Origin of the sequence: Actinoalloteichus fjordicus, assembly GCF_001941625.1 — a bacterium.
Taxonomy (GTDB): domain Bacteria; phylum Actinomycetota; class Actinomycetes; order Mycobacteriales; family Pseudonocardiaceae; genus Actinoalloteichus_A; species Actinoalloteichus_A fjordicus.
The window spans coordinates 3,559,280-3,585,237 of sequence record NZ_CP016076.1 but is presented as its reverse complement, the minus strand read 5'-3'; the positions used below and the strand labels follow the sequence as shown (position 1 = coordinate 3,585,237).

At 68.7% G+C, this 25,958-nt stretch carries 25 protein-coding genes and 1 CRISPR repeat array; of the genes, 20 read left to right on the top strand and 5 right to left on the bottom strand.

Annotated elements, in window-relative coordinates; genetic code table 11:
- Positions 1–1,156: 1,156 nt before the first annotated feature.
- Positions 1,157–1,710: direct repeats of the CRISPR family, unit length 30 nt; unit sequence GTCTTCATAGTCCCTACGAGGGTTCGCAAC.
- A gap of 365 nt (positions 1,711–2,075) precedes the next feature.
- Positions 2,076–2,894, top strand: a complete 819-nt coding sequence (locus UA74_RS15900; protein ID WP_198042726.1) for a nucleoside-diphosphate kinase — start codon at positions 2,076–2,078, stop codon at positions 2,892–2,894.
- An 8-nt stretch (positions 2,895–2,902) separates the two neighbouring features.
- Here UA74_RS15900 and trpD read toward each other — a convergent pair whose 3' ends face one another.
- Positions 2,903–3,970 carry an anthranilate phosphoribosyltransferase gene (trpD, locus tag UA74_RS15895; protein ID WP_075766163.1) on the bottom strand — a complete coding sequence of 356 codons (1,068 nt, stop codon included), beginning with the start codon at positions 3,968–3,970 and terminating at the stop codon, positions 2,903–2,905.
- Positions 3,971–4,095: 125 nt separating this feature from the next.
- Here trpD and UA74_RS15890 point away from each other — a divergent pair, with 125 nt between their 5' ends.
- From UA74_RS15890 to UA74_RS32865, 6 genes are read left to right on the top strand one after another with little or no spacing between them, the layout of a single operon-like run.
- Entirely contained in the window at positions 4,096–5,031 is a 936-nt protein-coding gene (locus UA74_RS15890; protein ID WP_198042725.1) for an ADP-dependent NAD(P)H-hydrate dehydratase, read from the top strand.
- A gap of 35 nt (positions 5,032–5,066) precedes the next feature.
- Positions 5,067–6,206, top strand: a complete 1,140-nt coding sequence (locus UA74_RS15885) for an acyl-CoA dehydrogenase family protein (RefSeq protein ID WP_157442234.1) — start codon at positions 5,067–5,069, stop codon at positions 6,204–6,206.
- Positions 6,206–7,750 carry an AMP-binding protein gene (locus tag UA74_RS15880; RefSeq protein ID WP_075764654.1) on the top strand — a complete coding sequence of 515 codons (1,545 nt, stop codon included), beginning with the start codon at positions 6,206–6,208 and terminating at the stop codon, positions 7,748–7,750. The genes UA74_RS15885 and UA74_RS15880 overlap by 1 nt, the downstream gene beginning before the upstream one ends.
- Positions 7,737–8,360: an HAD family hydrolase gene (locus UA74_RS32875; RefSeq protein ID WP_198042724.1), complete on the top strand. Its 624-nt coding sequence runs from the start codon at positions 7,737–7,739 to the stop codon at positions 8,358–8,360. Before UA74_RS15880 ends, UA74_RS32875 begins: the two co-directional genes overlap by 14 nt.
- 26 nt (positions 8,361–8,386) lie before the next feature.
- On the top strand, positions 8,387–9,298 hold the full coding sequence (locus UA74_RS32870; protein ID WP_075764650.1) for an NAD-dependent epimerase/dehydratase family protein: 912 nt from the start codon (positions 8,387–8,389) through the stop codon (positions 9,296–9,298).
- A complete protein-coding gene (locus UA74_RS32865) occupies positions 9,295–10,263 on the top strand; it encodes an aldo/keto reductase (RefSeq protein WP_075764648.1) in 969 nt (322 codons plus the stop codon). Before UA74_RS32870 ends, UA74_RS32865 begins: the two co-directional genes overlap by 4 nt.
- 36 nt (positions 10,264–10,299) lie before the next feature.
- Here the strand turns inward: UA74_RS32865 and UA74_RS15860 are convergent, their stop codons facing one another.
- Positions 10,300–11,376, bottom strand: coding sequence for an acyltransferase (locus UA74_RS15860; RefSeq protein WP_157442233.1), 1,077 nt, complete (start codon positions 11,374–11,376; stop codon positions 10,300–10,302).
- A gap of 95 nt (positions 11,377–11,471) precedes the next feature.
- Here UA74_RS15860 and UA74_RS15855 point away from each other — a divergent pair, with 95 nt between their 5' ends.
- Entirely contained in the window at positions 11,472–12,161 is a 690-nt protein-coding gene (locus UA74_RS15855) for a PIG-L deacetylase family protein (RefSeq protein WP_075764644.1), read from the top strand.
- Here the strand turns inward: UA74_RS15855 and UA74_RS15850 are convergent.
- On the bottom strand, positions 12,145–12,627 hold the full coding sequence (locus tag UA74_RS15850) for an NUDIX hydrolase (RefSeq protein ID WP_075764643.1): 483 nt from the start codon (positions 12,625–12,627) through the stop codon (positions 12,145–12,147). The two genes, UA74_RS15855 and UA74_RS15850, sit on opposite strands and share 17 nt — an antisense overlap.
- A gap of 205 nt (positions 12,628–12,832) precedes the next feature.
- Here UA74_RS15850 and UA74_RS15845 point away from each other — a divergent pair, with 205 nt between their 5' ends.
- A complete protein-coding gene (locus UA74_RS15845) occupies positions 12,833–14,233 on the top strand; it encodes a hypothetical protein (protein ID WP_075764641.1) in 1,401 nt (466 codons plus the stop codon).
- Entirely contained in the window at positions 14,230–14,769 is a 540-nt protein-coding gene (locus UA74_RS15840) for a GNAT family N-acetyltransferase (RefSeq protein WP_075764639.1), read from the top strand. The genes UA74_RS15845 and UA74_RS15840 overlap by 4 nt, the downstream gene beginning before the upstream one ends.
- A 41-nt stretch (positions 14,770–14,810) precedes the next feature.
- Here UA74_RS15840 and UA74_RS15835 read toward each other — a convergent pair whose 3' ends face one another.
- Both UA74_RS15835 and UA74_RS15830 read right to left on the bottom strand, forming a co-directional pair.
- Entirely contained in the window at positions 14,811–15,470 is a 660-nt protein-coding gene (locus tag UA74_RS15835; protein WP_075764637.1) for a YdcF family protein, read from the bottom strand.
- Positions 15,394–16,569, bottom strand: coding sequence for a helix-turn-helix domain-containing protein (locus tag UA74_RS15830; RefSeq protein WP_075764635.1), 1,176 nt, complete (start codon positions 16,567–16,569; stop codon positions 15,394–15,396). The genes UA74_RS15835 and UA74_RS15830 overlap by 77 nt, the downstream gene beginning before the upstream one ends.
- A gap of 624 nt (positions 16,570–17,193) precedes the next feature.
- Between UA74_RS15830 and UA74_RS15825 the strand changes: the two genes are divergently transcribed.
- The 10 genes from UA74_RS15825 (at position 17,194) to UA74_RS15780 (ending at position 25,489) form a co-directional block, all read left to right on the top strand.
- Positions 17,194–17,658 (top strand): MarR family transcriptional regulator, encoded by a 465-nt coding sequence (locus UA74_RS15825; protein ID WP_157442232.1) that lies wholly within the window; start codon positions 17,194–17,196, stop codon positions 17,656–17,658.
- A gap of 238 nt (positions 17,659–17,896) precedes the next feature.
- Positions 17,897–18,106, top strand: a complete 210-nt coding sequence (locus UA74_RS15820; RefSeq protein ID WP_075764631.1) for a hypothetical protein — start codon at positions 17,897–17,899, stop codon at positions 18,104–18,106.
- 79 nt (positions 18,107–18,185) lie between these two features.
- The gene (locus UA74_RS31845) at positions 18,186–18,425 is read left to right on the top strand and encodes a hypothetical protein (protein WP_157442231.1); all 240 of its coding nucleotides are present in this window, start codon (positions 18,186–18,188) and stop codon (positions 18,423–18,425) included.
- Complete coding sequence (locus tag UA74_RS15815) at positions 18,422–18,931, top strand: hypothetical protein (RefSeq protein WP_075764629.1); 510 nt, start codon at positions 18,422–18,424, stop codon at positions 18,929–18,931. Before UA74_RS31845 ends, UA74_RS15815 begins: the two co-directional genes overlap by 4 nt.
- A 266-nt stretch (positions 18,932–19,197) precedes the next feature.
- Complete coding sequence (locus tag UA74_RS15810; protein WP_157434221.1) at positions 19,198–19,716, top strand: hypothetical protein; 519 nt, start codon at positions 19,198–19,200, stop codon at positions 19,714–19,716.
- A gap of 343 nt (positions 19,717–20,059) precedes the next feature.
- Positions 20,060–20,629: a hypothetical protein gene (locus UA74_RS15800; RefSeq protein WP_157434220.1), complete on the top strand. Its 570-nt coding sequence runs from the start codon at positions 20,060–20,062 to the stop codon at positions 20,627–20,629.
- Entirely contained in the window at positions 20,622–21,134 is a 513-nt protein-coding gene (locus tag UA74_RS15795; protein WP_157434219.1) for a hypothetical protein, read from the top strand. Before UA74_RS15800 ends, UA74_RS15795 begins: the two co-directional genes overlap by 8 nt.
- Positions 21,124–21,378, top strand: coding sequence for a hypothetical protein (locus tag UA74_RS15790; RefSeq protein WP_075740965.1), 255 nt, complete (start codon positions 21,124–21,126; stop codon positions 21,376–21,378). Before UA74_RS15795 ends, UA74_RS15790 begins: the two co-directional genes overlap by 11 nt.
- Positions 21,379–21,881: 503 nt before the next feature.
- Positions 21,882–23,723 carry an ATP-dependent nuclease gene (locus UA74_RS15785; protein WP_075740964.1) on the top strand — a complete coding sequence of 614 codons (1,842 nt, stop codon included), beginning with the start codon at positions 21,882–21,884 and terminating at the stop codon, positions 23,721–23,723.
- Complete coding sequence (locus UA74_RS15780) at positions 23,720–25,489, top strand: UvrD-helicase domain-containing protein (RefSeq protein WP_075740963.1); 1,770 nt, start codon at positions 23,720–23,722, stop codon at positions 25,487–25,489. The genes UA74_RS15785 and UA74_RS15780 overlap by 4 nt, the downstream gene beginning before the upstream one ends.
- The last annotated feature ends 469 nt before the right edge of the window (positions 25,490–25,958 follow it).

Below are 25,958 nucleotides of genomic sequence, written 5' to 3'. Positions count from 1 at the left end.
CCCCTACCACCAGGGGCGATGAGTACTCCTGCCCAACACGAACAAGCATGAAAGGAGCCGCGTTGCTACCCCGAACGCGGGCCGATGATCAGCCTGTGCAGGCAGGGAAAGCGTAGCCGACTCCGGCCCTGAACCTCGGCCGTCACCTGGATTCGGGCCGCCGATCATGCTGGCAAATCCCTCTGAGTTTCACCCATACAGCCCAACGATTCGGCGCCCGAGTGCCTCCGCCTGCATCGCTCACTTCAGCGGACCTACGCCTGGCGATGCACCGACAGAGGTCCGCTGAAACTACGGCCGAAAGAGACTAGCTCCCGAATACGGCAGGAAGCGGCGCGAGCTGTGCACGTTCGAGCTCAGCCGCTCCGCCTACGTGAGTCGGGAACTTGACGTACGAAGGCACATGGAGCGGCAAGCCCCGCGAGATGAGGGGCCGAGGCCGCGCCTGACAGAGAGGGCCCGAGACATCAATCGGGCTGAGGGCTTGTTCACCCGCGCAGAAGGCAGGAGCCAGCCGACGCAACTCGGGGCGCTCTAACCAGCGCATGCCGACGTACGGGCGACGCAGCCGCCTGTCATGGGCGCCTCGCGCTGGGTGCAGTTGCCTCCAGACGGCTGCCGGTGGGGGCGCCCTGCAGATGCTGTTTCAGCAGCGCGACTTCAACCGATGAGCAGTACTGACCGTCGTTGGGGTGGCGGTGTACACCGGTTCGCAGCCGACAGGCATGCAAGAAGCGGGGGTGAAACTGATCAAGGTCGTGTCATTTGCGTCCGGGGCGGCTCTCTTCGGCATGATTGAGGCGCTCGGGTCCAAGCCGTAACATCCGTCCTGAAGAGCACCCGATCCGAGTTGGTTGTGCTGGGCTCCAGGAGGACTGAGTCGGTGGTCGCGACTCGGCACGGGCGAGTACGCCCAGGTCTGGCTCGACGGCCAGCGGAGCAGTATGGATGAGAAAGAAGCCGGCATGCCGTTCGGCGCGTTGTGAAGAGGTCGGGATTGACGGAGAAGGGCTGTTCGCTAGTCGATGACCATCAGCAGCGAGGCCCACCCATCTTCAGCGAACCCCCGGGCCTCCACGTCAAACCGGAGGATCCCTGAAAAATCAGCCTCCAGAGCGAAGGTGGCAGAGGTGCTGACCTGCGACTTTACTCTCGGGTCTTCATAGTCCCTACGAGGGTTCGCAACTTGTACTCGGCGACTGAGCGCGCGGTGCCACCGTCGTCTTCATAGTCCCTACGAGGGTTCGCAACAGCGTGACGACGGCCGTGTGGTCGAGATAGCAGGTGTCTTCATAGTCCCTACGAGGGTTCGCAACAAGCCCCCCGCACCCCGGAATCGGGGGTGCGAGGGGGTCTTCATAGTCCCTACGAGGGTTCGCAACCTGTGCGACGGCCGTCGTTGCATGCGCGCGCGTCGTCTTCATAGTCCCTACGAGGGTTCGCAACCGAGGAGGCTCACGCACAAACAGTAAGGGACCCCGGTCTTCATAGTCCCTACGAGGGTTCGCAACGGGACGGGCACGGGGGCTCCTCACGGTCACGGTGGGGTCTTCATAGTCCCTACGAGGGTTCGCAACAAGCTGCCTGTTGAGCTTCCCGAATCCGCGCAGGAGGTCTTCATAGTCCCTACGAGGGTTCGCAACTGTCCGCGAGCCCGCCGACCAGGTTGGACGCGATGACGTCTTCATAGTCCCTACGAGGGTTCGCAATACCAGCTTGGAGGGTGATTAGCGGCGATCGTTCGCCTCTTGCTTTCAGTCTTCCGGCTCAACCCGCTGCTAACGGTGACCCTTGAGATTTGGCGCGATCTTGATGATCTGACACTCGCTGCTCGACTAGCTGTTGCTCACCTTTGGAAGAGGATGACTCTATCGCGCAATGGCCGCACGGTTTCATGTGATTTCACACAGATGGCTCCCGGTTCACGAATTTCACGGCGCTAGCCTCTGGGACACAAGCCCTGATAGCGCTGTGGTGGTTCTGCTGAAGAAGCCCAGATGCGGCACGATCGGGAGGGTACTGAAGTGACTGCGTGCGCAGGGGAAGAGGTGGGCCGGACCGCCGCGTGGGGCGACATGCCGGTGCCTCCTCTCGACCGACTGACGATGGACCGGGAGAAGGCGCTTCGCTACGGCGTGGACCCGCTGGTGCGGGAGGGCTGGACGACCCTGGTCGGAGTACTCGGCGAGCCCCAGGCGCTTCGATTCGCCCTTGAGACAGGGTTGGTGTGGCTGCGCCCGGACGTCGTTGCAGCCGGTTCCGCGCGGGGGCTGATCGAGAGGATCGCCGGAAGCGGCTTCGTTCCGGTCGGTGCGTGTGTGGTGCGCGTGGACCGGGGCGGGGTGCGGGCGCTGTGGTGGTGGCAGTTCAAACGCGCGACGGCCGAGCGACTGCTGTTGTTGGACGCCGTGGCGACGCTGGGACCGGGGCTGTTGGTTCTTTACCGGCACGCGGAGGGTGACTCGGCGCGTCGGTTGACTCGGTTGAAGGGTGGCAACGACCCGTCGGCTCGGTCGGTGGATTCGCTGCGGTCGGTGGCGGGGAGTCCTAATCGGCTGTTGACGATGGTGCACACCAGCGACGATCCAGTGGACGTGGTGCGCGAGCTCGCGGTGTTCCTGCCTTGGCGTGAGCGGGCGGCCCTGGTGGCATCCGCGTCGGCCAGTCACCCCGATTCCTCTTCGTGCCTGGTGGCGCCGCTCGCGGTGGTGGAGGCGGCGTACCGGGGATGCCTGGAGGCGTCTGCGGAGGATCGGTGGGTGCCGCAGCAGCGGGGCGAGGCGTTTGCGGCTCTGGTACGCGCTATCGGTGTCCCGCAGTTACCGCAGCGTTGGGCAGCGGTGCAGGACTGGTCGCGTCGGGTGCCGTTGCTGAACGACGGGTCGGCGGGGTGAGGCGCGTGTCAGCGGGGTTCGGCCACTGTGGAGGCGAGTGTGATCCATCGTTCGAGCAGGTCGGCGGCGGCACCGCTGTCCACGGCGGTGCGGGCCCGATCGAGGCCGTCGGCGAAGGCGTCCTCGAGGGATGCCTGACGCCCGGCGATTCCGCTGTGGGCTGCCAGGGCACCGGCGGCGTTGGCGAGGACGGCGTCGCGGGCGGCTCCGGGCGCACCGCTGAGCACGGTGTGGACGACGCGGGCGTTGTAGTCGGCGTCGCCGCCGCGCAGTGCGTCTGGCTGTGGGCGGGCCAGACCGAAGCGGGCGGTGTCGAGCGTCGTCGTGCGGACGCCGCCTCCTGCTGTGGTCGCCCATACGTCGGTGGGAGCGGCGGTGGTGATCTCGTCCAGTCCGTCGTGGCCGCGAACCACCAGGGCGCTGGCGTCGCGCTCGGCCAGCACGGCGGCGAGGACGGGGGCGATCTGGGGGTTGGAGCAGCCGACCAGGGCGGCGCCGGGGCGTGCGGGGTTGGTCAGTGGCGCGAGATAGTTGATCGCGGTGGGCACGCCGAGGGTGCGCCGGACGGGGGCGGCGTGTTTGAGGCCCTGGTGGAAGGTCGGGGCGAAGGTGAAGCCGAGTCCAAGATCGGTGAGGCAGCGGGCGACCTGCTCGGGGCCGAGGTACAGCGGCAGGCCGAGGGCCTCCAGGACATCGGCGGAGCCGCTCTTGCTGGAGACCGAGCGTCCGCCGTTCTTCACCACGGGAGCCCCGGCCGCGGCCGTGACGATCGCGGCCATGGTGGAGATGTTCACCGTGTGCGCGCCGTCGCCGCCGGTGCCCACGATGTCGACGACCCTCGACCCGTCGACCGGCAGCGGCACGACCCGCTCCATGAGGGCGTCGAGCAGGCCGCTGATCTCTGCGGCGGTCTCACCCTTGGCGCGCAGCGCGACCAGGAAACCGGCGAAGGCGACGGGCTCGTGGTTGTCCTTCATGACCTCGCCCATGGCCCAGTGGGTGTCCGCTGTGGTCAGGTCGTCGCCGCGCAGGAGAGCGGCGAGGAGCTTGGCCCAGGTGCGGACGGGTGTGGTCACGGCGGTCCCCTCGATGCGGCCCGAGATCGTCTGTCGAGCCGGGTGCGTCTGTGTCGGAGTTCGAGCGTAGCGAGTTCCGGTCGCGTTGATCATCGGGACGGGTCGGTGCCGTGGACGTGGTGAGGGTGGGCGAGGCCGTCGTGCGGGCGGCGGCGCGGCGGGCGGCGGCGGTGGCCTCCGGCGGCGTGAAGGGCGATGGCGGTCTGGTGATTGTGATCGGCGGTTCGCGCGCCTACAGCGCGCCGCCGTTCCTGGCCGGCCTGGCAGCCAGGCGTACTGGGGTGCACGGCGTGCGGATCGCCGCTCCGGCAGGGCCGGCCTCCCAACAGACGGTTCTCGAGGCGCATCTGCTCGAGGCGTCAGGTCCGGAGTTGAACGCCGCGACAGTCCGCGCGGTTGCCGAGACGTCGGCCCAGGCGACTGAGCGTCTCCAAGCCGACGGCGCCCGCGGCCGGGTGGTGTGGCTGGTCGGGCCGGGACTGGGCGGCAGTCCGCAGGCCCGGCAGGTGCTGGATGCCCTAATCGAGGCCCGCAGGCAGGACCGGTCGGCGGCGCTGGTGGTCGACGGGTCGCTCGGCGGGGGAGTGACAGCCCGGCGGCGCATCCAGGCACTGGGTGCGGACGTGGTGCTCCTCAACCTGCATGAGGCCCGTGCGCTGCTGCCCACCACACGCCAGCCGGGTCGCGGGGAGACGATCGATCCGCTGGCGCTGGCCGCGTTGGCACGGGAGGTCGGCGCTGTGGTGGTGGCCAAGGGAGACCCCGACCGGATCACCGACGGTGCTCGAACCCTGGAGGTGCCGGTCGGGCATCCGTGGCTGGCGCGCCACGGAACGGGCGACGTGCTGGCCGGCGTCGCAGCCGGCCTGCTCGCGCAGGCGCTTCCCGCGCTGGACGCGGCGGCGTTGGCCTGTCATCTGGTCGGCACCGCAGGCATCGTGCTCGCCGCCGACATCGGCCCGGGCTGGTTTTCGCGCGACCTGCTCGACACGGTCGGCGCCGTGCTGCGCGACCTGCTCATTCCAGGCAGCCGTGGAACGGCCCCGACTGATCAGCCCTGACCTTCTCGATGTATTTGACCTGAGTGGAGATCGTGATGACCGTTGTCCAAGAACACCTCGCCTTGGCCGGATTCGACGCCGTGGAACGGCTCAGCGAGGCAGCCAAAGCGCACAGGGAACACGGCGAGCGGCACGGCACATTGCACCCGAAGGTGTGGCGGATGCTGGAGGAATCCGTACTGCCGCGCGTCGCGGTGCCCACCCACTGCGGTGGCCTCGAATGGTCGGTGCCGCGGATTCTCGACGCGGTGCACCAGGTCGCCGCCGCTGATCCGGCGGCCGGATGGGTCGTCGCGATCCACGCCCCCGCGGGCGCCTTCCTGTCGCGCCTGGACCCGGCCGTCGCCCGTGACCTGGCTGGCCGCAATCCGGTGATCGCGGGATCGTCCCTGCCCGCCGGAATCACCGAGCAACACGGGACGAATGTTCGCCTGAGCGGACGATGGCCCCTGGTCACCGGCGCGCCCGCGATGACGCTGACCGCACTCGCCGCCCCCGTCCGCAGCGTTGAGGGGACCCAGGCGCCCCGTTGGTGGCTGGTGCCGCGCGACGCGGTGACGGTGAAAGAGGACTGGGATGCGCTGGGGTTACGCGGCAGCGCCTCCTTCACCGTCGCCTGCGACACCGAGGTCCCTCTCGCACACAGCATCGCCTTGACGGACCCGCCGCGCCTCGACACACCGCTCTACCGGTACCCGCTCTACGGCCTGATGGCCGGATGCATCGCCGCAGTGGCACAGGCCACTGCCACGCGGGCGCTGACCGCGTTCACCGAACTGGCCGCCACCACCGACACCCGGCACCCGGCAGGGACGCTCGCCGATCAACCGATCGCTCAGACGATCTTCGCTCGCGCTCACGGCCGAATTCGCGCCGCAGCTGCGCTGTTAGAGACGGCGACGACCGCTGCCTGGACTAGTGCCTTAATCGGCGAGGTGCCAGCTGGTGAACGGGCGTTGCTGCGCTCGGCTTGCTGCCAGATGGCCGAGGCCGCCGAGCACGCATGTCGAGACCTGTTCGACGCCGCCGGTACCGCCGCCGTCCACCGCCGCCACGGCCTGGAGGGCTGCTGGCGCGACGCCGTGGTGATCTCCCGCCACGCCTTGGTCGCCGCACGAGGCCGCCAGCTGACCGGCGCATACGAGCTGTCCGCGACCACAGGGAAGGACCTGTGATGCCGGACCGACTCCTCCACCACTTCCTCCGCCAGCCCGGCCAACAGACCGCCACCATCGATCTCGACGGCACCGCGTGGTCGTTCGACGACGTCCTCGGCCGCGCCCTCACCATCGCCCGACGGCTACGTGTCCGAGGCGGAACAGCGGGGCGCGTGGTGCTGTTGCGCAGCGAGCCGGGGCCGCTGTTCGGCGTCGCCGACCTGGCGGTGCTCGTGGCCGGTGGGGTGCCTGCCGTCCTGCCCGACCTCACCCACGAGCAGCTGACGGCGGTATGGCGGGTCGTCGACCCGTCCGCCGTCATCGACACCACGGGCCAGGACCGCAGCCTGCTCGATGACGAGGCATCCAGGACCGGGACCGTCCTGCATCGGGTGGACGAGGCGAACTGCCGTCCAGCGGGAACACCCGTGGAGTGGCGTGCCGTCGCCCGCCGCTGGGCTGAAGCGAGGAGGGAACCCGCCGCCACGGTGGTGTTCACCTCCGGCACCACCGGTGCGCCGCGCGCGGTCGTCCTGAACGAGACGGCGCTCGTGCGCGGAGTCCGCGCCTGGACCGCCCAGTGGACCGCCCGCCCCACCCGGACCCTGTCCTACCTGCCGATCTCTCACATTGCCCAGCGCCTCATGGGTCACACCTTGATGTGCCTGTACGGGACCACCGTCGTGGCCTCCACCCCCGGCCGCGCCGCCGACGACCTGGTCGCGTACCGGCCGGACACGCTGCTCGGGGTCCCGCACCTCTGGGCCCGTCTGGCCTCTGCGAGCGCGCAGAACGACGAAGCTGGCCAGCTCCTGTGCGCAGCCCTGGCCGGGGTGACGACGGCCGTCAACGGGGCCGCCGCCCTGGACCGGGCCGTCGCCGCCGAACTCCAGCGCCGTACCGGGATACGGATCGCCGATGCATACGGGGCGACGGAGACCACCGTCCCCGCCTTCCACCAACCCGACGCAGCACTACTCGGGCTGGGCCGGCCGGTCGGCGTCCAACACCGGCTCACCGACGAGGGCGAGCTGCTGCTGCGCGGGCCGAACCTGGCAGCCGGGTACGTCGACCGCTGGCCCCGTCTGCGTCCGGTCACCGGCAGGCACGGGTGGCTCCCCACCGGCGACCTCATCCGGGCGGCCGACGACGGCACACTCCATCCGGTCGGCCGCCGTGCCTCGGCATTCAAGACCTCCCGCGGCGAGATGATCAGCCCCGAGCCGGTGGAGGCCCACCTGCTCACCCACCCCGCCGTGATCGCCGCCTGCCTGCTGGGTCACAGCCTGCCCCGCGCTGTCGCCCTCGTCTGTGCACCCGACACCGCCACCTGGATCCCTGCACACGTCGCCGCCCTCCAACGCGAGCTCCACGACAGCGCCGAAGCCGCCCGACGGCGCGGCGACGTTCCGTGGTCCGACCTGGCGGCAGTCCACGTCCTGCCCGACTCCTGGGCAGACCTCGGCCTGGTCACCAGCACCGGCAAGCCGCGCCGCCGGGAGATCCATAACCACTACCGCCACCTCCTCACCCTTCCGGAGTCTGCCCATGCCCCCGCGTGACCAACAGCAACCCGTCCTCCTCATCGACATGGGCGGGGTGTTCTTCTCCTACTCCTTCCTCGCCGCCCTGGCCGCTTGGGCGGACGCCGCCGGCGTCGACGCAGGCCGACTGCGCGAACGCTGGCAGATCGATGGTCCCTTCGATGCGTTCGAGCGCGGCGAGATCAGCCCCGCCGCCTACCTCGAGCACCTGCGCCACCTGCTCGACCTCGACGTGGACGACGAACAGATCGTCGTCGGCTGGAACTCGATCTACGGCACGGTCGACACCGACCTGATCCAACTCTTGGGCGCAGCCGATGTCCGTGCCCTCTTCCACCACATCGCCGGCGTCTCCAACACCAACACCCTGCACGCCGACTTCTGGCGCGAGCTGTACCGCGAGCACCTCCCGGTCCTGGACACCGTCCACTGCTCCCACGAGATCGGCGTGACCAAGCCGACCGCTGCGTTCTTCGACCACGTCGCCACCGTCGCCGGTGTCCCTCGCGAACGCCTCGTCCTCGTCGACGACATCGCCGAGGTCATCGACGCCGCCCGCGACCTGGGCCTGCGCGCCCATCTGTACCAGGGCGCCGCCGAGCTCGCCGCCTTCCTCGACACCCTCTGACCCCGACGGCATCAAGGGAATCCGCTGTGGAACTGCTGATCACGGGAGCCGCCGGCTTCATCGGCTCCGCCCTCACCCAGGCGCTGCGCACCGCAGGCCACACCGTCGCCGCGGTGGACGACCTGTCGGTCACCTCCCCGCGCCCGCACCCGGACGATCTCCAGATCCGCGACGTCCGCTCGTTGACGCCCCACGAGCTGGGCGGCGTCGACACCGTCGTTCACCTGGCCGCGCACAAGTCCGTCCCCGCATCGTTCGACGTCGGGGGGTTCGAGCACAACGTCGCCGTGGACCGGCACCTCATCCACGCCTTCGCCGCCTCCAACGCCCGGCGTCTGCTGCTGGCCTCCTCGTGCGAGGTCTACGGCCAGCAGGCCGGAGCGCTTGCGGAGGCCGCGTCGCACGCCCCCCGTTCCCCGTATGCCGCAGGGAAGGCGGCCACCGAACACCTGGCCGACATCTACCGGCCGCGCCTGGGCGAGGGCCGCCATTTCGGCATCGTGCGGTTCTTCAACACCTTCGGCCCCCACGAGGACGGCGACGCCGTCGTCCCGGCCTTCCTCGACGCCGCCACCGAGGACCGCCCGTTGACCATCGAAGGCGACGGCAACCAGTCCAGGGACCTGACCCACATCGACGACGCGATCACCATGCTCACCCGCATTTTGAACGCCCCCACACTGCTGCCCGTCGTCAACTGCGGCTCGGGACGCGGCGTCTCCATCCGGGCGCTCGCCGACGCCGCCATCCACGCTGTGGGTCGCGGCACCATCACCCACACCGCTGCACGACCCAACGAGATCAGCTCCTTCCTCGCCAGTACGACCCTGTTCACCCGCGTCTACGGGCACATCGAGCACCGTCCCCTCGACCAGGCGCTGGCCGACACCCTCTACCAGCGGACCCGTGCCTGGACCCCGGCCGGAGCCTCCCGGTGACATCCGGTCCCACCTCGGTGCCGCCGCGGGTTCGGCCGCCGCTGAGCGCGGTCAGCGGCCCGGCGGCGTTGGGAACCTTCGAGTTCGGCACCGCAGCCCTGCCCCCGCACCGCGCCCAGGAACTCCTCGACGCCTACTACCGGTCCGGAGGGCGGCTCATCGACACCGCCCCCACCTACGGGCCCGGCGACGGCGCCTTTCACGCCGAGCCGCTGATCGCCACCTGGCTGCACGCCACGGGCGCTCCGGATGTGCACGTCATCACCAAGGCCGGCCTGCACCCGTCGCACCCCGACTCCGGTGATCTGCGGCCCGAGACGATTCTCCGCCACGCCCGCCACAGCGCCGACCGCCTCGGCATCCCCTTCACCCTGGTCCTGCATCGCGACGCACCGACCATCGGCGTCGACGAGATCGCCGACGCCGTCGATCGTGTAGTGCGCGAAGGCCTCGCCGATCGTGTCGGCGCCTCCAACTGGACCACCGACCGGCTGGAGAACTGGATCGTCCACGCCCGCCAAGCGGGTCTGGCCGTCCCTGAGGTCACCGCACCGCTGTGGAGCCTGGCACCCCGCGCCCAACCGCCACCCGAGCCGTGGCTGGTCGAGGCCGACCCTGTGCACCTGGCCTTGGCGGTGCGGAACCGGATGACCATCACACCGTTCCGCACGCTCGCCGCCGGATTCCTCACCACCCGCCACACCGGACGGCACTCGGCCCACCACGCCATCACCTACGACACCCCTACCGGTCGGGCACGCCGTGCCCGACTACAGCGGGCCGCCCTGGCGCTGCGGATGACACCGCACGGACTCGCCCTGGCCTATCTGCGCGCCCTCGGCTCGACCGTGGTTCCGGTCATCGGCCCGCGCACGCTCGTGCAGCTGCGCGAGTGCATGGCGGGCGCCGCCGCGTCCGACCGCGTCACCCCCGACCTGGCCGCCTACCTCGAAGCACGTTCGTGACCAGCCCCGCCGCCCGACCACCACCGAACCAACGGGTCATCGGAGTAGCCGGGCAAACCGCTCCGGCACCAGGCCACGGCTGTTGCCCTCATACGGGAACAGCCACGTCGCACGCCGCAAGAAGTCCCGCAGATCGTGACCGAGATCGTCCAGCACGCCGCGCACCGCCAGCGGCTCGGCGAAGTCGAACACTGCCGGCACGCCCTCGTTCCCTGTTCTTACCTCCACCACCCCGGTGCACTGCCTGCCCGCTGCTCGCCAGACGACTTCCCAGCACCGAGCGCTGCTGGACACCCACCACCGGCTCCCGGCCCCGTCCGCGTCCCTCTGTTCCACCGCCAGGCCCTTGAACCGCAGGCGCTCCAGCCAGCCGTCCAGCAGCCCGGCGGCCGCGTCGCGCCGCCCGGCTGCGTCCAGCGCCGCTGGCTCCAACTGCCGTTTGACCTGGGCGGGCACGCCGGCCGCCAGCACCCCGGCGGGCAGCGACCGGTTCACGGTGGCAGTCGCGGCCACCACCGTTCCCGCCCCCACCCGAACACCGGGCAGCAGCACCGACCGGAACCCCAGCCACACCCCGTCACCCACCTCGACTCCCGCGAACGCCGCGCCGTGACCCTCCCGGACCGGGTGCCCGGTGTGGTAGCCGTGCGTCCAGATCGCCACCTGAGCGCTGATCCCCACCCCATCCCCGATCACCACCGGCTCGGTCGGATTCACCACCACATCCGGCGCGATCTGGCACCGGTGCCCGATCCGCACCACCGAACGCCGCTCCATCGACGCCCCCGCGCCGACGCGCAGCCGGTGCCCGATGTAGCTGCCGTCGCCCACCACCCACTTCCGGCACACCACCTCTGCGCCGACGTCCACGACCGTCCCGGTACCCAGCCGAGCCTCGTCCGCGACAAGCCATCGACTGCCCACACCCACCTGCGCACCCGGACCCAGCTCCAGACGCGCCGACCGCAGGTCACACCCGGCTCCCACCACGGTGCCCGCGCCCAACACCAGGTCGTCGGCAACGAGCACTGTCCCTTCGCCGATCCGCACCCCTTCGCCGATGCGCGCCCGGCTCACCCGCAGTTCCACGCCAGGAAAGTCCACCGCAGCCACCACGTTCTCCCCTACCTTGTTCGGTTCAGTCTGCGGAAACCCCAGCAAGGGCGGCTGCCCACACGGTTTTCGTTCTCACCTACGTCAGGAGCGCCATGAACTCGACATCGCGCAGTGTTCTCGCCGTCGCGGCTCACGCCGACGATGAAATCCTCGGCGCCGGCGGCACCCTGGCCGAACACGTCCACGCCGGTGACCGCGTCCATCTCCTCGTCCTCAGTGCCAGCGCCACCAGCCGCCCCGGCGAGCACCAGGACGCGGTCCGCTCCCACCGAGCAACCTGCGTCCGCAAGGTCGCCGATTTCTACGGCGCCGACCTGGAGATCGCCGACTTCGCTGACAACGCCTTCGACACCGTTCCCCGGTTGGACATCACCCAGACAGTCGAAGCCGCCGTCGCCTGCTGGCAGCCGCAGGTCGTCTACACCCACAGCGCTGCCGACCTCTCTCTCGACCACCGCATCACCGCCGAGGCAGTCGCCGCCGCCACCCGGCCACAACCCGGCGCCACCGTGACCACGGTGCTGGCCTGGGAGATCCGCTCCGCCACCGAGTGGGGGACCGGCATCCCGTTCCGTCCGACCTGGTTCCAGCCTCTGACAGACCACGCTGTTGCCGTGAAGAACCAAGCCCTGCAGCTGTACGCCTCGGAGATGCGTGCCTGGCCGCACACCCGATCGACCCGCGCGCTGCAGTCTGCCGCGCACCTGCGCGGCGCCCAGATCGGCGTCGAGGCGGCCGAGGCGTTCGAACTCGTCCGGCACACCGTCATCCCGCCGGGGTGAACCACGCGCGCGGCTCGTCGCGCAGAGCCAGCGCGATGCGCTTGCGGACGCCCTCCCGCACCGGCGGCAGGGCGTCCACCGCGAACCAGGCGACCTCCAACGACTCCTCATCCGCCACGCGGGCCACCTGCCGCAGATCGGCAGGTCGGCACGCGAAGACCAGCTCCAGGTACTGTGCCCGATCCCCATGGGGATGCCGGATCGGAGGCGAGACCGTGACCGCCGCCAGACGCTCTACCACCACCTGGAGCCCGGTCTCCTCCGTGACCTCCCGCACCACCCCGGCGGCAGGGTCCTCGCCCGGATCCAGAATGCCGCTCAGCAGTGACCACTCCCCGGTATCCGAGCGACGGTGCAGCAGGACACGGCCGTCGCCGTCCTTGACGACCGCGTTCACTCCCGGCAGCCAGAGCAGATGATCCGGCCCGACGGCAGCACGCAACGAGGCGACGAAGTCAGGAGTCATGGGCCCGCCATCGGAATCACAGGGTCGAGTCAGGACAGGTCGGCTGCGCTGCGCGGAACTCACACGGTGCCGACCATCGACCAGCCCAACACCAGATGACCTCCCGTCCTAGTACGTCCCGACATGAACCTCATGACATCGCACGGCGGAACGTGAAGATCCGTGAAATCCCCCACCTCCCCATGTCGTGACCTAGCGTTATGACGTGGCGACTGAAAGTGTCCCCTCTCGCTCCGCCGTGCTCGCAGAAGCACTCACCCGCGCGACCTGGTCGGCCAGGGACCTGGCCAAAGCCATCAACCCACGTCTCCACGCGATGGGTCACCCCATCGTGGACCTCACCGCGGGCTATAAATGGCTCCGAGGTCATGTCCCTCGCACATCCGCAGTGCGCGACATCGTGGCCGTCGTCCTCTCCGAAACCACCGGCCACCGCTACACCTCCTCGCAACTGTGGGGCCGCAAGCAGGTCGCTACCGAGACCGGCGAGACCGGAGAACTACTCGGACCCCTGTCCCTTGAACACGTCCTGCGGACAGCGTCCGAGTGGACCAGTGACAACGTTCAACCTGCCCTCGTCCAAGCCTCCGCCGGCGAGCGGCTCACCACGGCCGTCTGGGACGCCACTCGTCAGGCTCCCGCTCCGCAGTTCACCGGCCAGGGCCGCGGGGAGACCGTCGCACCGGAGTTCGTCGACATGCTCTTCGAGCAACTCGCCGTGCTACGCCGCCTCGATGACCGCAGCGGCGGCGGCCCGCTCAGCCAGCGCCAAGCCCGGATCGCCCTCCACGAATCACTCGCCCTGATCCATACCAGCCGCTACACCGTCGCGACAGGCAATCGCCTCCTCCAACACGCCGCCGGCGCCGCACAGCTGGCCGGCTGGCTGAGCTTCGACGCCGGGCTTGCGCCCGCCGCCCACCGCTACCAGCTCCTCGCCATCCGCATCGCCCGCGCCGCCGACGACACCACCACCGTCTCCAACGTGCTCGGCATGCTCGCCTATCAGCACTCTGCTGGCGGGAATCCCCGCCGCGCCCTACGCTTCGCGCACGCTGCCGTCGAGCACTCCGCCACGGCAGTACCGCTGGTCCAAGCGCGGGCCTGGGGCCGTCTTGCCACCGCCCACGCCGGCGACGGAAACCTCGACGGCTTCCGACGTGCGACCGAGCACTGCCGACGCCTGATCCGGCAACCACACAGCGAGAACCCGCCCTCGCTGTACTACCTCACCTCCCAACAGATCGACGCCGAGTCCGGCCAGGCACTCGTCGATCTTGCTGCTCGCACTCCCGGGCGACGATCCCGTCTGCTCCGCGAGGCAGCAGAGCTCCTGGCGCCGATCGCCGCACACGGGCACGCTGCGGGCTTCCGCCGTTCCGGCGTACTCCACGGCATCCACCTGATCCGTGCCAGCATCGGTGCCCGTGACACCGATGCCACAGCGCACTGGATCAAGGCACTCGCCAGCCAGGTCCCCCACGTGCAGTCCGTTCGCTGCCGGACACTCCTAGCAGCAGTGCAGTCCAGGGCAGGCAGCCAACTCCGTGCCGCTGGCCGCAGTGATGCACTCGAGGTGCTCAGCACGGCACTATCGAAAGCATGACCGAGCTGTTCCCGAGTGCTATCCGGGCGTGGGCGATCACCGCCGTGCCCTACGACAGCCCGTCGGCTCGTAGGCTCACTCGGGCACTTCACCGCGAACAGGTCGCTACCTACGGAAGGGCCGACGCGCCTGAAGCCACCCCGGCTGAGGACTTCGCACCGCCCAACGGAGTGTTCCTCGTCGCCGCAGGCTCGGATGGGATCGCTCTCGCGTGCGGTGGGTGGCGTGCTGCCGGATCCACGACGGCAGAGGTGAAACGCATGTACGTCACACCGGCCGCCCGTGGCCGGGGTATCGGACGGCGGCTGTTGGCCGCGCTGGAGCAGGACGCATGCCTGCACGGCATGACCAAGGTGATCCTGGAGACCGGCGTCAGCAACCACGCTGCGCTCGCTCTGTACACCGCCTGCGGGTACGCCCGGGTAGAACCCTATGTCGCCGGCCGAGACCCCCGGATCAACCGGGCACTGAGCAAGGTCCTGCCCCGGTTGCGGGAAGCCAATGAGTGGCAAGGCGGGCTGACGGGCGACTTGTAACGCCGCGGGGGGCTCACCGGCGTCCCGTTTCCGTCCGTTCGTCAGGTCAACAAGCGGCTGTCGAAGCCGGATCTGACAAGGTGGTCGTACGCCGTGAGGACCTCTGTGGGGACGTTCTGCTCGATCGCGAAGCCCTTCTTCGGGTATTCGATGATCCGTTGCAGGTCGCCGATGAGCATGTCGATGACGAGTGCGCTGTCTCCGATGGACTGCACGTAGTCGAGGAGCCTGAGCGGTTCTGATGCGCAGACGACGTCGACTTCCGGCCAGGCCCGGCGACAGGTGGCGAAGGCGCGGCGCTGCATGTAGGGCTTGCAGATGAGCAGCACGGAACGCGGCCGGATGCCGTGCTCGGCGAGTACTGCCTGCGAGAACGTGATGTTCTGGGAGGTGTTGCCTGCCTGGGTCTCCACCAGGATGGCGTCCTGGGGCATGCCCAGGCTGACCGCGTGTTCGCGGTAATGGGCTGCTTCGCCGCGGGGGAAGCGTGCGCGGGTGGTCGGGCTGTTCCCGCCGCTGAACACCACGACCGGAAACAGTCCCGCCTGGTGTAGTTCGGCGGTGACGGTGGCGACGCCGAGGTCATGACTGCCCAGTCCGATGGCGGCGTCGCAGGCCCGGAGTTCATGTCCCAGCTGGTGGTAGTTCCAGATCGTCTCCGCTTCTCGCCATTGCTGCGCGGTGATGCCGTCCTGGGTCACGGAGGGTGGCTCCTTCTCGGGTATGCCTCGGGTTGAGGGACGTCTGTCGGATGTTCTCGATACTGGCGAGCTGGTGGGACATGCCGTAGGTGCGCGCGGTGTTCTCCGCCTGGTTCAAGAGTTGTGATCCGCTCTCCGTTGTCGCATCGTCGGTGAGCAGTATGTGGGCGTGTGCAGTGTCGAGCCGAACGTTCTGCATCGGCGACCCTGCCGAACGATGGGACAGCGCCACGTCGATGGCGCGCAGCGCGTTGCTGAGGTCGCCGGTCCCTCGGTGGGCGAGCGCTAGTTTCTGGTGCGCGACGGACCAGTCGTCGGGTTCGCCGAGATCGTCGAACCGCTGTGTCGCTTCGTTGATGACGTGTACGGCGTAGGCGTTGTCGCCCTCTTTGCTCAGCGCGGTACCGACCCACAGCCGAGCTCGTGCACGGTCTTGAGGACTGAGCCGTGCATCTCCTGCCAGCAGGTCGTATTTCTGGGCGGCCTGTTGCAGTCTCCCGGCCATCTCGTCGCAGACGGCGAGTGAGAGCTCGACCTGCGCGGTCCGCCGGGGCACGCCGAGATGGTGCAAGACCTGCTGGGCTTCGCGATAGGTCTGCCGCGCCGACAACGGCCCTCGGACGTCTCCCTGATCGCGCCGGATATCGCCGAGCAGAACCAGTGAACGGGCGTGCAGGTACAGCCCGTGGTGGTCCAAGCCGTGCGGATCGAAGCGCCGGAGCCAACGATCAACGAGGTTCGCGGCGAAGGCGAAGTCCTGGCGAGCCAGGCAGGCCGCTGCTCTGCCGAGGTCGTCGGTCCAGGTCTCGTAGTCCCACTCACGCGGGCCACTCTGATAGTAGGCCTGGACGGGCGGGCCGCCGTCTTCCCGGAGCAGCAACTCGAAGCGCAACTTGGCATCCGAGTCAGCCTGACCCAGCGCGGTATCCAGGATGGCCTGCGTATCCGGCCGAGGCGACGTCTGCGCCCCGAGGGATTCCCACTTGGTAACGGTGCGCACTGCCACCCCGAGGTGATCAGCGAAAGACCGCACGCTGAGACGCAGTGCACGCCGGAGCGCTCGAGCCTCCTTCCCGCTCCACTGCCGGACTGACGCCACCTACTGCACCTCCTTCGGCACCTATGCAACCACTCCTGCATCGGGAAGTGCATCGCAAGTGCAACAGAAGTGCCACACCCGTTCGTTCCCAGCCGGATGACCGCTGAGCAGGATCTTCCTTAGACGTCCGGTACTAGGGGAGTGACGGGTTCTGCTTCCGAGAGTCCTCTTCGCTGGAGTGGACTCGGTACGGGGCGTCTCCCAGCAGAGTCCGGTAGGCGAGGGGATGCGGAGATGGACAGATCGAAGCCCGTGGCGACAGCGGTCGATCCGGCGAATTTCAGGTCGGGCCCGTCTCGTTGTCGCGAACACCTCCGCCTGGACCGGCTGGAAGACGGAGCGTTCAACGCGGGGGATCTGATCACACCCTGCCTGCTCACCGCTGCCTTTGCTCTTGGGCTTGCCGACCCCAGCCCGCAGTCACTTCACGCTGGCGGCCCTGACGTCGTGGTTGGGGACCGACGAATCAGACGGCGGAAATTGGGCCACTCGAACGACCGAACCGCCAGCCTGTCATGACGGTTCTCTGGGTGGGTCTGGGCCTCACCGCGCTTGCTGAGATCGGGGTTGCGGCGTGGTTGCTTCGTCCGGTGTCGGTTGTTCGATCCAAGAAGGGAGACGACTGTGTCCGAAGGACATCATGAGGTTCCGCGCTGCCCGGATTCGATCGCGTTGTGGGAGGTGTGGTCCGCTGCGGGCAGGCACCTGGAGGAGACGTTGCGGCAGGTGCTTCGTGTCCGTTTCGAGAAGATGCCGTTGAGTGAGTATCGGATCTTGTCGTTGCTGGCGACGGCGTCGGAGCCGTTGAGCGTCGGGTATGTCACTGAGCGGCTGCTGCTCTCAGCTGCGGTGCACGACCGTGTTCGCAGGATGATGGCGAGCGGCTTCGTTCAGGGTGTTGGTGGTGGCCGCGACAGGATGCTGACGATCACCGTGTATGGCGTCGATCGACTCGTCGAGGCCCGCAGTGTCCTGGCGGAAGCGGCCGAGGCGCACCTCGCTGCGGTGGACGGGCCCGCGCGGCGGTGCCTGATCGCGCTTCTCGAACAGATGAGCCACGCGAGCACGTCGTTGCGTACGGCGTCCTGACTCGTGCTCGGTCGTCAACGTCACCGTCCACTTCACATCCGGGTGGATAGCGGAATCGATGGCAGGGGAGTTCGTCTCACCACCACGAGCAGTGATCTTGCCAGCGGCCGGGCACGGACCGGGCGTTCGGCCGGGGCCGACGAGTTCTCGGCCGGACGCCCATCCATAGCCGAGTGGTGGGAACGGGGCGGGCCACCTGGCGGGCCGCCCACCCCTTCCCACGGAAAGGAGCGACGAGATGACCGTCGCGTCACTGTCCGTAGCAAGAGTAGCCGGTGTCCTCGGGCGCCTGACGTTCTGGGTTCGACGAGTCGACCGACGGCGGGCGTCCCGCCTGCCACGGATCGCCGAGGAGCCGGTCACCTTCGGGATGGAGAACACCCTCGTCATCAGACGGGTGTCCGCGCGGGTGCGGCCCTACGTGCTGTCGAGCGGGGGCACGTGGTGAGCGTGGTGATCACGGCGGTGCTGCTGGCGACGGTGCTGCTCGTGCTCGATCTGATCGGCGAACGACAGGCGGCGAGGTCATGACGGCGGCCCACGCCGAGGAGGTGTGGCCCGGGGAGGAACCCCGTCTTCTGCGTGCTGTTGCCGATGAGCGGTCGGTGGTGTGGGCGGGGATGTTCCGTCGGCTGCGGCATACCTGGGATGGGTCCTACCGATCGGTGGGGGTCGCGGTGTGCGGGGCGGTGGTCGTCCGGATCACCACCGAGCTGATCACCTTGAACGACTGTCCTGCCTGTTTCCCGTCGGCGGTGGGCACATGACCGGAACTACTGGACCGGGGTTCTTCGTGGTGGGTGTGCCGTTGGCTGCGGGCCTGGTGGTGGAGCACCACCGCGTCGCGGGCGAACGTACCGAGCCGACCTCGGCGGTCGTGGCGTTGTGTGGGCTGTCGATGCCTGCGGCCATGCCCACCGCGCAGGTGTCGGAGGAGCGTCCTGTTCTGCTGGATCGGGACTGCTGGACGTGTGTCGCGGTGTCCGAGGGAAGGACGCTGCCGCCACCGCGTCAGCTGGAGGTTGAGGCGGTGTGGCTCGTGCAGCTCAGAGCAGATCGGGCTCCTGTGTCGCGGCGGGTGGTGCATGTGTGTCCCATCCCGGCAGCCACGTCGCCTCTGCTGCGGGCGAGGTGCGGAACGCCGATTCCCGTGTCCGATATCGACATCGTCGGTGTCGGTACGGGAATGCCGTGCGGGCCGTGCCTGGGGGCGTCGCTGTTACCGAGAACCGAGCATCGACCACCCGTGCTGTCGGCAGCGCCCACCTGCTGACAGCACGCTGCCGGGCCCGAGCTTTCCCCGATGCGGTGCTCCCGCCCGCACGCTCGGGCCGCAGGGGGCGCGGGCGGGCCTGGTGACCCGGAGGCCCGCTCGCGCCGCTCTGCCTCGGAGGAAAACCTGCGCCCGAGCGATGGAACATGCCGACGCTCCGGCGGCGGGAGTCCGAGCGTCGTGACTGTGCCGCCCCTGAACAGCTCGGCCATGGCGCTTCCTCTCGCCGCTTCCGGGCGACTCCGTTACGAACCTCAGGAGAACTGTTGACGAGTCAGATGTCGAAGAACGGGCCGGTGGACTGGAAACCGGTGTTGGTGTTGAGGCGAGTGCATCAACTCGTCGGCGGGCTGCGCTGGGCGCGGGTCGACGGTGCCGGGTTGTTGCGTGTCCGAGGAATCAGCCTCAGGGAGCTGGAGGTGCTGAGCCTCCTCGACCGCTCACACCAGACCCGCTTGTGGTCGGTGGCCGAGCACCTGGGCCGCTCACCATGGTCGGTGGTCCTGGTCGTGCTCCGGCTCTGGACGGCGAGCCACGTCAGCCTCGGGCTGGTCAGTGAACCGCGCGACGAACGTGCCCTGCTGGCCCGTGTCACCGCTCGCCTGACGGGTCGCGGCGCAGACCTGCTCGACCGCACCGCCGAGACTTACCTCTTCACGCTCTCCGGGATGTGCCACTTCGACGTCCACGGCACGGACACGCCCCGCGTCACCCTCGAGGGCACGACCTCCGACGCAGGCCTCACCCCGATCCCGCCCCTCACCTCCCCGGCTGCACAGGGATGAGCGCGTCGACGAGCACACCGCTGACGGTGCTGTCCGGGAAGACGGACCGGGCGGTGTCGGGACGCCGTTCCCTTGATCGGAAGTCCAGGTCGACGCGGAGCCCAGCAGGTTCGGTTCTGGTGGCGAGTGTCGTGGTGGCGCACGGCAACGCTCGGACACTCACCGAGTCTTGGGAGTGTCGGGACTTCGGCGACGGCGCCGAGCCGGCCATTGTCGACGGCTGCTCGACCTTTCGCGCGCCGCATGTCCTGGCCGGGACACGCAGCTCGTCAACACTCGTTGGTCACGAGCTGCTCCCAGGGGGAACGACGCTCTTCAGCGGGTTTGCTGCCGAGGTGTCCCGGTGAGTGGAGTCTTCGGTGTTGCCGCCGCGTTGCGTGCCACCACCTCGTCATTGCCCCGGGCAGTGATCGTCCGGCTGGACGAGGAACTGGGCGCGATCCTCGCCATGCTGGCCGAACTGCTGCGAACGAGCCGCCACGAACACGTCGTCGACGAGATACACGGCCTGCGCGAGCACCTCTGCGCCTCGTTGACCGCAGGCATCAGTGAGGTCGAGGCACTGATCTTGGCCAAGGCCGACGCGCTGGCCGACGAGCACGGACCGATCCCGTCGGCGACGACGACCGCGCCAACGCCGGTGGAGGGGTCGTCGGGTCGTAAGGTCGACGAGCTGCGGGGCATGCCGCCGCCCCGGGTCTCCGGCAAGGAGACGAACCACTATCTACAGGAGATCACCCGCCGCGGCTGGGTGGCTGAGAAGGGTGGCGGCGGCCACGTGAAGGTCTGGGGTCCTCATGGAGAAGCACACGTGTTCTCCTCCACCCCGAGCACTCAGGGCAGCGTGCGCAGGCTGCGGCGCCTGCTGGAACAGATCGACCACCAACGGAAGGACACCTCTGACGATGAATGACGCCCCCCAGACCCCGGTGACGACCCCCGACGCCAATGGCCACGATGCCGGCCAGGACGAGTGGCTCGTGGTCTCCACACATCCCGCCTCCGCAGCCGACGGCCACGACTTCGCGAACCTGGTGACCGCCGCCTACGGCGAGGAACCCAGCCCGCCGCCCGCCCTGCCGGACTCGACGTACTTCGTGCGCTTCACCTGCACCTTCCTCACCGAAGACGACCAGGTGTTCCGCGATTTCCTCGACGCCCTGGGCGACGCCTGGATCGACCACAGCGGCCTCGACCCCCACTTCGCCCACGGCACCGTGTCCGCCCGCCGCGTGATGTTCCACAAGGCGGTCGAAGGCGAAACCTCCGCGACCGAGGCCATCCGAGTGGTGCAGGACGGCGTCGACCGCGCACTCGCGACACTCAGCGAACACCCCGTGCGCCGCCGCGCGGCGTTCACCGCCACCGTGATCCCCGCCGCCGAGACCGGAAAGGGCTACGACCACGGTGACCTCTGACATCGGCGACGTGATCAGCCAACTCCAGACACTCAAGGAATCCCTGCCCACCACCTCCGCCGAGGAATACAGCGCAGGACTCGACGCCGTACACGCCCAAGCACAGGCAGCACTGAGCACCTCCCGGGACGAGGCCACGGTCCTGGCCAGGATCCAGCACACCCGCGACGAAGGCGTGGCGGAGATCCACACCACCCTCACCACCATCGACCAACTCATCGGCAACGTCATCACCTCCCTGTGAGGACCACTACCGACGACACAGCCGTGAACCGCATGACGGAGGGTTAGTGCTTTCACGGTGCTGCATGGCCTAGCCGCAAGTTTATGGCCGCGAAGCCGTCTGGTTTCGACAGAAGATTGTGAGTGCTCGGTTGGCAGCGCGATTGATGCGGAGACGGAACACCCACCAAATGGGGTGCCGCGCCGCCACTTGCGAGCGTGTGCTCAGGGACGACAGGTCCTCAGAAGAGTGCTGTATTGCTACCCCGGCACCGTCGGGGAGCGGTGGCCGGCGATGAGCGGTATTGCCGTGCATCGGACACAGCCGAGGATCCGCCGGGGCGCGGGCGGCTGATCCGTTCCTGGCCGAGAGCATCGTCCTGTCGAGTGCACTGCCCAGCGCAGGGGGCGGTAGCACCGCCGAGCCGCTTCTGCTCGCCCCGTTGTCTGAGCCGTTCGGCCCTGTAACGCCGTGCACTCGGCCGAAGATGATCCCAACATTGATCGTCTCGTCGCGAGGTCGCCATGTTCATTTCCGAAGTGCGGTTGACGAACTTCCGGGCGTGCCGCGAGGTGACGGTGCCGCTGCGGCCGGACGTCACGCTGCTGGCCGGTGAGAACAACAGCGGGAAGACCAGTGTCATCGACGCCGTTCGGCTGTTGACCGGGTCGGTGCACGGCCGGGTGCCCACACCGGACCGGCAGGATCTCTGCGGTGCCGCCGCCTCGGGCGAGGCGCTGCGGGTGGAGGCTGATCTGAAGGACATCGCCCCGACCATGGCCGGTGCTTACCTCGAAGGGCTGCTGCCCGCCGACGCTCCCGGTGGTTCCCGCAGCGCCCGGTGGGGCCTGACCTTCCGGCCGCCCGAGGATGATCGAGGTCGGGGTGCGACGACCTGGTCGGTCGGTCGGGATCACTTGGCTGCGGGAGAACCGGCACTGCGTCACGGGGTTCGCCACGTCTACCTACCTCCCTTGCGGGACGCGGTGCGGGAGCTGGGCAGCGGCAGCGGCGACCGGATCCGTCTGATGCTGGCCACGCTGCTGGGCAGCCGGGAGGCCGTCAAGGCGTTCGTCGACCACGCCGAGGCCAGGCTGGGGGAACTCACCGAGGAACCGGTGATCACCAACCTGCTGACGAAGATCAACGATCCGCTGCGGACGGTCACGGCCGGAGCGCATCCTCAGCAGGCCGCCGCTCGATTTGCCGAGCCCACCCTGGCGTCGCTGGCCAGGGCCGTCCACCTGCATCTGGGCGACACCGACGGCGCTCCCGCACCGCTGGGGTCCTCAGGTCTGGGCTATGCCAACGCCCTGTTCATCGCGACCGTGCTGGCCGAGCTCAGCACCGCCGGGCAGGCCGACCTGACCGTGCTGCTCGTCGAGGAACCGGAGTCCCACCTGCACCCGCAGCTGCAGACCCTGCTCATGCGTCATCTGCGCCGCCGCGCAGAGGACTCCCGTCGGGCGCCGCATGTCGATCCCGCCGAACCGGCAGGGCACATTCAGGTCCTGGTGACCACGCACTCACCGGTGCTCGCAGCGGCGGCTAGCGTGCGGGACCTGATCGTGTGCACCCGCCACCGCAGTCACGGCCCACAGTGGGAGAGCAAGGTCGTCGCCTTGGCCGACCTCGGGATGAGCGGGCGGGAGACACGCGAGCTGGACCGCTATCTGGACATCACCAAGAGCACGCTGCTGTTCGCGCCCCGAGCAGTGCTGGTCGAAGGATTGTCTGAGGCGCTGCTGCTACCGATCTTCGCCGAACTGCTGCTGCACACCGACGACCCCGAGGACCTCCCCGCGTCACAGGAGGCGGTGGAACGCTTCCACGGCGCTACCCTGGCCATCGTGGGCGGTGTCGCCTTCACACCGTATGTCACGGTCCTGCTGAAACCTGGGAGTGGGCAGGCCTCCGTTGCACAACGGGTGGCAGTGATCACCGATGCCGATGACTTCGCAGGGCGGCGGGCCGCCTCTCGGGTCGAGGAGATCCCCGCTCTGGTGTCAGGGTGGGGCGCCGCGGACCGGCTATTCATGGCCATCGGGCATCCCACCTTCGAATACATGCTCTGGAGTCAGGAGAACATCGGCTTTTTGGAGAAGGCTTTCCTCGCCTCCTGCTCGTCGAATCCTGCCGATCGGTGGAAGGCGGTCGTGGACGACGCGGATCCGGCGCAGGCATTCCTTGATCAGTTCGTGAAGAAGAAGAAGCGGCTGACCGAGGTGGTCGGTGCACCGGTGTCCAAACCGGCGTTCGCGCACGCCTTAGCCGACGAACTCTCGCCCGGATGCGGGTTCACCGTCCCTGACTACCTCGCCGAGGCGATCCGTTTCATCACTGACAATCCGGACACGGCGTCGTGACCGAACTGACCGACGAGCAACGCGACGCCGTCACAGCACCCGCCCCATTCACGCTGTATGCCTGTCCCGGAGCGGGCAAGACGCACGTCATCCAGGCCCGGCACCTCGCCGATCCGCCTGCCCTGCTGCGGGGCGGCCGGGCACTACTGTCGTTCACCCAGGTCGCGTCCGAGGAGATCCGCAGCCGCTGCGTCACCGCAGGCCGCCCCGACATGGTGAACCATCCGCACTTCGTCGGCACCCTCGACGGGTTCCTCTGGCAGTTTCTCGTCCGCCCGTATCTGCCGTCGGGAACGGAATGGCGCCGCCTGGACTCCTGGGCACGGCTGCCGGCCGCCAAGACCTCGATCCGCATCGGGTCGGATGTGATCGACCTGAACGAGGTCCCCTTCACCCTCGACCACCACGGCCGAGAGACGATCCGCTTCGACATCGCCGCCACGTCGGTGATCCAGAAGATCGGAGACGACGCCGACGTCAGGCGGGAATGGCAACGTCGTGCCCTCCGGGTGCGCAACGGTCTGCGTGGTCAGGGCTACCTCACCGGACATGACGTCCGCCAGCTGGCCCGACGCTACTTGCAGACGCGACCCGATGACGTCCTGCCCCCGGTCCGGTCCCGCTTTCGGGAGGTCGTCGTCGACGAGGCACAGGACTGCTCCCGCACCGATCTGTTCCTCCTTGACGCCCTCCACGGCGCTGGTGTCCCGCTGATCCTGGTCGCCGACCCCGACCAGGCGATCTATGCATGGCGTGACGCCGACCCGACCAGCCTGCAACAGCTGTCGGCCAAGCTGGGCCCGCCGATGCGTCTCACCCGCAATCACCGGTCCAGCCCCGTCATCTGCTCCCTCGCCGCCACCTTGCGCAGCGGCGGCCGCCCCGCCGACACGGCCGCAGGCCCGCACGCCGCCGAGGGCACCCCCGTCGTCATCCTGCCGACGACCTTCTCCACGTCAAGACGGGGGTTGGGACAGGACCAGCCGCAGCACACCACCTCGGAACGGCCCATAACGGAGGTGTTCACCGAACTGGCAGCGCAGGAGTCCATCGCCCCGGCTGACTGCGTGATCACCGCAGAGCGCCGAGCCGATCTTCCCGGAGGCAGTTCCCGCTCCTGGACCAGTGAGAACCCGGCCACCCTTCTCGCCCGCGCGTGGCGTACTGTCCGCGCCCCCCACGCCTCGGCCGCGGCCCTGCAGGAGGCCGCCCGCGCGGCGGCCTATCGGCTGACCGCGTACTGGTACCCCACGACCAAAGACAGTCTTGAGACGATCAGCACACGTCACCGGCTGCCCCTGCGCACCGCCTTGCGTCACGGCTACGCGCTGCTGCACCACTTGCCCGCGCCGACCTCGACCTGGACGGCACAGGTCAACACCGCAGTCCAGGCTTGGCCTGCGCCCGCCGACGCCACCCCGAACTCTCGCACAGGCCTGCTGAGAGGGGAACCCACCGTCCCCCGACCGTCACCGGCGGGCCTCGGCACACTCGGGGTTCGCATCGACAACGTCCACCAGCTCAAAGGCAGCGAAGCCGACGCCGTCCTGCTCCTGCTTCCGTCGAACGACGCCGTGCGACGGTGGCGGCACGGCGATGCCGCCCACGACGGGACCCTGCGCAACTGGTATGTCGCCGTCACTCGAGCCCGCAGACTGCTCGGCGTGGCCGTACCCGACGTCCTCACCCACGACCTGCAGGTTCTGTTGAGCGCAGCGGGAACGCCGCATCGCGTTCACCTCGGCGAGCCCGTAGGCCTGTGGTGACCTGGCCCTTACCAGCGGGCCTCCAACGACGACCCGCTGGTAGGGGAGGAACGACCACGCTCCTTACGGTGACGAGTGGTGGAGGCGAGCCGTTGTCACACGGTCTGAGAAACATCGCCGCCACATCTGCTCCGCGCTTCGTTCACACCGAAGAGTTCACGGGTTCGGTGAGGATGGTGTCGGCATCGGTCCTGGGCAACCAAGGTCAGTGATCTTCGTCGGCGGGCCGTCGAGCGGCTGGCGGGATTTGGGGAGTGCGCTCCCTGCGTGCCCCGGTCTGATCACGTGCTGGAAGGGTCTCTTGCCACTTCTCCGCCCCAACCCGCATCGGATACCGGGGGCAGGAGTGAACACGGGATCGTTGCCCGTTCGTGACCTGGCGTGCGTCGCTGGTGCGACCCCATATCGCGTCCGTCAAGCGGATCCTCCCAAAACCAGTTGCAAGCCGCCGAGCGGACCACAGTGGACG

Bases quoted from the DNA above. Each gene is read 5' to 3' on its own strand.
- UA74_RS15900 (WP_198042726.1), top strand. From the start codon at position 2,076: ATGCCGGTGCCTCCTCTCGACCGACTGACGATGGACCGGGAGAAGGCG.
- UA74_RS15885 (WP_157442234.1), top strand. From the start codon at position 5,067: ATGACCGTTGTCCAAGAACACCTCGCCTTGGCCGGATTCGACGCCGTG.
- UA74_RS15880 (WP_075764654.1), top strand. From the start codon at position 6,206: ATGCCGGACCGACTCCTCCACCACTTCCTCCGCCAGCCCGGCCAACAG.
- UA74_RS32875 (WP_198042724.1), top strand. From the start codon at position 7,737: ATGCCCCCGCGTGACCAACAGCAACCCGTCCTCCTCATCGACATGGGC.
- UA74_RS15855 (WP_075764644.1), top strand. From the start codon at position 11,472: ATGAACTCGACATCGCGCAGTGTTCTCGCCGTCGCGGCTCACGCCGAC.
- UA74_RS15850 (WP_075764643.1), bottom strand. From the start codon at position 12,627: ATGACTCCTGACTTCGTCGCCTCGTTGCGTGCTGCCGTCGGGCCGGAT.
- UA74_RS15840 (WP_075764639.1), top strand. From the start codon at position 14,230: ATGACCGAGCTGTTCCCGAGTGCTATCCGGGCGTGGGCGATCACCGCC.
- UA74_RS15820 (WP_075764631.1), top strand. From the start codon at position 17,897: ATGACCGTCGCGTCACTGTCCGTAGCAAGAGTAGCCGGTGTCCTCGGG.
- UA74_RS31845 (WP_157442231.1), top strand. From the start codon at position 18,186: ATGACGGCGGCCCACGCCGAGGAGGTGTGGCCCGGGGAGGAACCCCGT.
- UA74_RS15815 (WP_075764629.1), top strand. From the start codon at position 18,422: ATGACCGGAACTACTGGACCGGGGTTCTTCGTGGTGGGTGTGCCGTTG.
- UA74_RS15795 (WP_157434219.1), top strand. From the start codon at position 20,622: ATGAATGACGCCCCCCAGACCCCGGTGACGACCCCCGACGCCAATGGC.
- UA74_RS15785 (WP_075740964.1), top strand. From the start codon at position 21,882: ATGTTCATTTCCGAAGTGCGGTTGACGAACTTCCGGGCGTGCCGCGAG.